We start from the raw sequence: 4,868 nt of genomic DNA, 5'->3' as shown, positions 1-4,868 counted from the left end.
GTGGCAACGCCCATCGCATTATTAAAGGCATCTGCATCGTTAACTGTATCTATGTCAATCCTAAGACCGAACAATACTGGTTCATTGATTACCGTATTTATGACAAAACCACCGATGGCAAAAGCAAACTTGACCATCTAAAAGACATGCTACAGCACAGTATTGAACACAAACAAATTAAATTCAAATATGTGCTCATGGATACCTGGTATGCCACCAAAGACATCATGCTGTATATTGATAACTTACAAAAAATCTATTATTGTCCTTTAAAATCCAATCGCAAAGTCGATGATTCAAAAGGAGTACACCCTTACAAAGCAGTCAACGAATTAACTTGGACTGACCAAGAGCAACAAAATGGCAAACTGATTAAAATACATGCCTTTCCTAAAGATTACAAAGTGCAACTGTTCCGAGTAGTGGTTAATGAAAACCGCACGGACTGGATTGTCACCAACGACACCACTCAGGATTCATCAGATGGCACACGATTGGTGTGTGCCATCCGCTGGAAGATTGAGCAGTTTCACCGAGAACTTAAACAACTCACTGGTATTGAAGCTAATCAGTGTCGTAAGGCTCGTATTCAGCGGAATCATATTTGTTGTATGCTGGTTTGGCTGCAGTTAGCCAGACAGGCTAAACGGTTAAAACAATCTTTATATCAGGTTAAAAGGGGTTTACTCAGTGATTATTTGCGTGAGCAGTTACGCTCGCCTTCGGTCGTCTTTGCGTAAGTCCTAATAAAGTATTTATTTTTCATTTATTTGTATTAGTAAATTGGATTTTTTAAAATAGAGTTTCTACTCTATAAATTAGAAAATTGTAATAAAATTAGGATATTTAGCGTGACGTGGTCTATATTTTTTGTAAAAAATGCAATTTATTTAAAAAATTAATTATGCTCGTGTATTTATTTTGTTATTAAAGTGATATAAATAAAATGGCATATTTTTTAATAAATATACCCCAATCTCAACTTTGAATAAGGCTTTCCAGCTGTAAAGGTGGATTTCCTAATCGTGTATTTAAAATTACTGCAATGGTATGTGAAAGAATCTTACGCGTAATTCTATGCGTTAAATGCCATAAATCTTTAGCTCTTACTTTTTGAATGTGAAATCGTTCAGTTAATTGACCTATAACAGTCTCAATTTTTCTACGAGCATTCATGAGCCTCGCCATAGCTTCCTTAGACCTGCTATCAGTCATGTTCTTTCTATAAGGTGTTTGTAAATCAATATCTTGGTACATAAAATAGTGTTTTAATTCAGGTCTTAAGTATCCTTTATCACCACCAAGTAATCCCTGAATATCTTGAGTAATTTCTGGTGCAACATCACGTTCATCACAATGAGCTGGAGCAAAAGTATAGCCTGTAATCATTCCTGAAAAGTTAATAACGATATGTCCTTTGAAACCATAATATTTTTCTTGTTTAGCCGCACAATAACTAAAACCTGCAGATTCTTTGAAGTTTTTATGTTTTTTTGCTCTAGCATAACGACAAACAGGTATAGGAAAGCCATCGATAAAATGAATATTATCTAAACCGAAAAAAGATTTTAGTTGTGACATAATCTGTTGACTTACATGCCATAATTTTGCACAAAGTTTGCAAAAATTAGGATAGGAACCTAATTTTGGAAACCATTCAAACCAATTGTGTTTAAAGTAGAACCAGATATTTTTATCAGAATCTAAGCCAAGAAACTCTCCCACAATTTGTATAGTAAGAATTTCAATATCACTTAAAGCGGGTGGAAATCCTCTACTTCTTAAAGGTTGAATGACAATCGCTGAGTAAAATTGCTCTATGATTAAAAATACAGAAATGATAAATTAGTAAATGGACATAACTTGCTTTGCTTTTCTTAGTCGAAAATTAAATTGGGTTATGTCCTTTTTATTTCAAAGACTTAAAAAGTTGAGATTCGCGTAAATATGTTATACAAATCTAATAATACATTAAGTCTACCAAGGGTTGTTTATGTGGAAATTATCGCTTTTAACTACTGTAATTCCATTGGTGGTAGCCTCTTGTGCATCTGATCCTTACTCAAAGCCTTCTGCTTTACGGTTTCAAAATAATAAGCAAGGTTATAATCAGGAGATCAATGTCAACAGAGATGCTAAATTATGCGCAGGGGATACAAGAGATGAACAGAGTTGCCCAATTTATTTCTATATTGACAGTATTGAATCAGGTAAATTCTATATCAATAATACGGCAAAGTATTATTTAAAACCAGAGGTTTATAATTTCAAAGTTAAAAATTGTAGCGGCGAAAAAAATTGTCAGAGTTGCGATGTCGACTTGCGGCCAGATCAATTAAAAGATCGTAACTTTATTCTTTCTGTAGATGCTGCTGGTGTACCTTTTATTTCAAATAATGGTCATCCTTTGGCTTGTAGACAACAGCCAGCAGCTCAAAAGCCTGTCGTTGCTCCTGTTGAGCATACTGAAACAATTGATTTGGCAGCCGATACATTATTTAAATTTGATGGTTCATCTTTAAATGATTTATTGCCTAAAGGCCGTCAGGAAGTTCAGGACGTAGCATCAAAAATTTCAACAGGTTTTGTTTCTGTCAGTAAGATCATATTGGTCGGTCATACGGATCGTCTAGGAAGCGAAACTTATAACCAAAAACTTGGTCAGAATCGTGCTGAAACTGTACGTAGTCTGCTTGTTCAAAATGGCGTATCCGCAAATATTATCTCGGTGGCAAGTGCAGGGAAGAATCAACCAGTCACGGACGGCTGTCCTACGGTTAAATCTCGTGAAGCACTAAAAGCATGTTTACAGCCCGATCGTCGCGTGACGGTACAAATTACGGGCATTACCAAGTAATTCAGCATTTAAAAGTTTCAACGAATATAGGCCACACAGAACATGACAAATTTTATTGTAGTAGAAAAAGATTCTTTAAATAAAGTATCTATCAACACGCAACATATCACTTTAACAGAAGCATCAATTGTCCATACCAAAATGCATCGTAATGATGTAGCAGAGTTTTTACGTGATGGCAATAACCTGATTTTAAAGTTAAATAATGGTGAAACTGTCCTTATCGAAAACTTCTTTGTCGTATATGACAAAGTTGATTCTGATCTGGTTTTTGAAGAAGATGGTTGTATCTTATACTGGTTTGATGGTGTTTCTGGTTTTAAGGGAATACCTGGGCTTGAGGTCTTATTACCTGCTAGTGCGGCAGGTGGGTCTTTACTGCCATGGATTATTGGTGGTGGTGCTGTTATTGGTGGCATCATTGCAGCCGCAGGAAGTGGCGGTGGAGGGGATAAAAACGCATGGCCAATCGCCGTTAAGGATGAAATTACAGGTGTTGAAGATACCCCAGTTAATGGCAATGTTTTAACTAATGATCGTGATCCTGATGGAAACGCAATCACAATTACTCAATTTGTTGTGGAGGGTAAAAGCTATAATGCAGGCCAAACCGTTACAATTGATAAAATTGGCGAGCTAACGCTCAATGCCGATGGAACTTATCACTTTGTCTCTGCGACTAACTGGAATGGCACCGTTCCAACAGTTACTTATACAATTAGTGATGGCCAGGGTGGAACCGCTTCAGCGGAATTGGTAATCACAATTACACCTGATGCAAATCCTTCGATTAGCATAAAAGATGAAAATGGCGGCAGTGAAAATCCGAACAATACTACTGATACATTAATTGAACAGGGGCATGTTACTGTATATGAACAGGGTTTAACTGATACATCGGGTTCAAATAAAGAAACGGGTAGTATTACGATTGGGGCTGGTGATGGCGTAAAGTCTGTTACGGTTGGTGATACCAATATTTTGCTAACAGATCTGGAAAATGCCTCAACTACACCGATTATTATCAACACGCCTCATGGCAAGATCATCATTACTGACTATACGCCAAATGGTCAGGAATTTAATGGCGTATCTACGGGTGGCACCATTACTTATGAATATGAACTAGATCAACCTGTTACCAACGATGCATCACACACCGATAACTTTCTGGAAGAAGTCGGTATATCTGTGACAGATCAAAGTAATATTGTGAGCAGTGGCAGTCTAGTCATTAGCATTATTGATGATGCACCACTTGCCAAAAACGACATCGATAATGTGGCTGCTAATCAATTTACCCCTGAAACTGGAAATGTACTGACGGGTGTTGGTACGAGTAGTGGGGCTACAGGTGCAGACAAAATTAGTGCCGATGGAGTGAGCATCTCCACAGTGGTTAGTGATAATGTATCTGCTAACGTGGTAACAGATGATGGCACAACGCTGACGATCGAAGGGCAGTATGGTACTCTAATACTCAATAAGACCACAGGTGAATATAGTTACGAGCGTCATGAAGGTACGCCGGGCGGTGTAAATGAGGTATTTACTTATACATTGGTTGACGGTGATGGGGATAGCTCAACAGCTAGCTTGACATTAGTCATTGGCAATAGTGCGCCTCTTGTTACGCTTCCTTCGAGCGATGGAGAGAGTACCAAAGTCTATGAATCAGGTTTGAATAATGGTGGCTCTAAAGCATCTACTGATAAGGAAACAACAAGCGGTACAATTGCTTTTACCTCTCCAGATGGTTTGGCTTCTCAAGATGCAGTGAAGTTAGGTGGACATACCCTAACGACAGCAGATCAAACATTCTCGGATGGTTTAACTGCACGCTATGAATACAATTCGGCAACTGGTACAGGTACTATCCACTATAGCTACACACTTCCTGCGAATACGTCAGGTGATAATACCAATGCAACATTTGCAGTGGAAGTGACAGATATCGATGGCGATAAAACAGCTTCGGGTGATCTGGTTATTAATATTATAGATGACGCAC

General features: G+C 37.8%; 4 protein-coding genes. 3 read left to right on the top strand and 1 reads right to left on the bottom strand.

Annotated elements, in window-relative coordinates:
- Positions 1–740 (top strand): transposase (locus tag Q9R24_RS14860; RefSeq protein WP_311215567.1); only part of this gene is annotated, 740 nt, incomplete at its 5' end.
- A gap of 238 nt (positions 741–978) precedes the next feature.
- Here Q9R24_RS14860 and Q9R24_RS14855 read toward each other — a convergent pair.
- A complete protein-coding gene (locus Q9R24_RS14855; RefSeq protein WP_228723756.1) occupies positions 979–1,842 on the bottom strand; it encodes an IS982 family transposase in 864 nt (287 codons plus the stop codon).
- A 151-nt stretch (positions 1,843–1,993) separates the two neighbouring features.
- Between Q9R24_RS14855 and Q9R24_RS14850 the strand changes: the two genes are divergently transcribed.
- Complete coding sequence (locus tag Q9R24_RS14850) at positions 1,994–2,857, top strand: OmpA family protein (protein ID WP_311215566.1); 864 nt, start codon at positions 1,994–1,996, stop codon at positions 2,855–2,857.
- Between the two features lie 42 nt (positions 2,858–2,899).
- Positions 2,900–4,868 (top strand): BapA/Bap/LapF family prefix-like domain-containing protein (locus Q9R24_RS14845; protein WP_311215565.1); only part of this gene is annotated, 1,969 nt, incomplete at its 3' end.

It is taken from the genome of Acinetobacter sp. RRD8 (genome assembly GCF_031844225.1).
Taxonomy (GTDB): domain Bacteria; phylum Pseudomonadota; class Gammaproteobacteria; order Pseudomonadales; family Moraxellaceae; genus Acinetobacter.
The sequence above is the reverse complement of the archived record's forward strand: the minus strand, read 5'-3'. Positions and strand labels throughout refer to the sequence as shown.

What these genes read in the sequence shown, in the direction of transcription:
- Q9R24_RS14850 (WP_311215566.1), top strand. Translation starts at nt 1,994, where the DNA reads ATGTGGAAATTATCGCTTTTAACTACTGTAATTCCATTGGTGGTAGCC.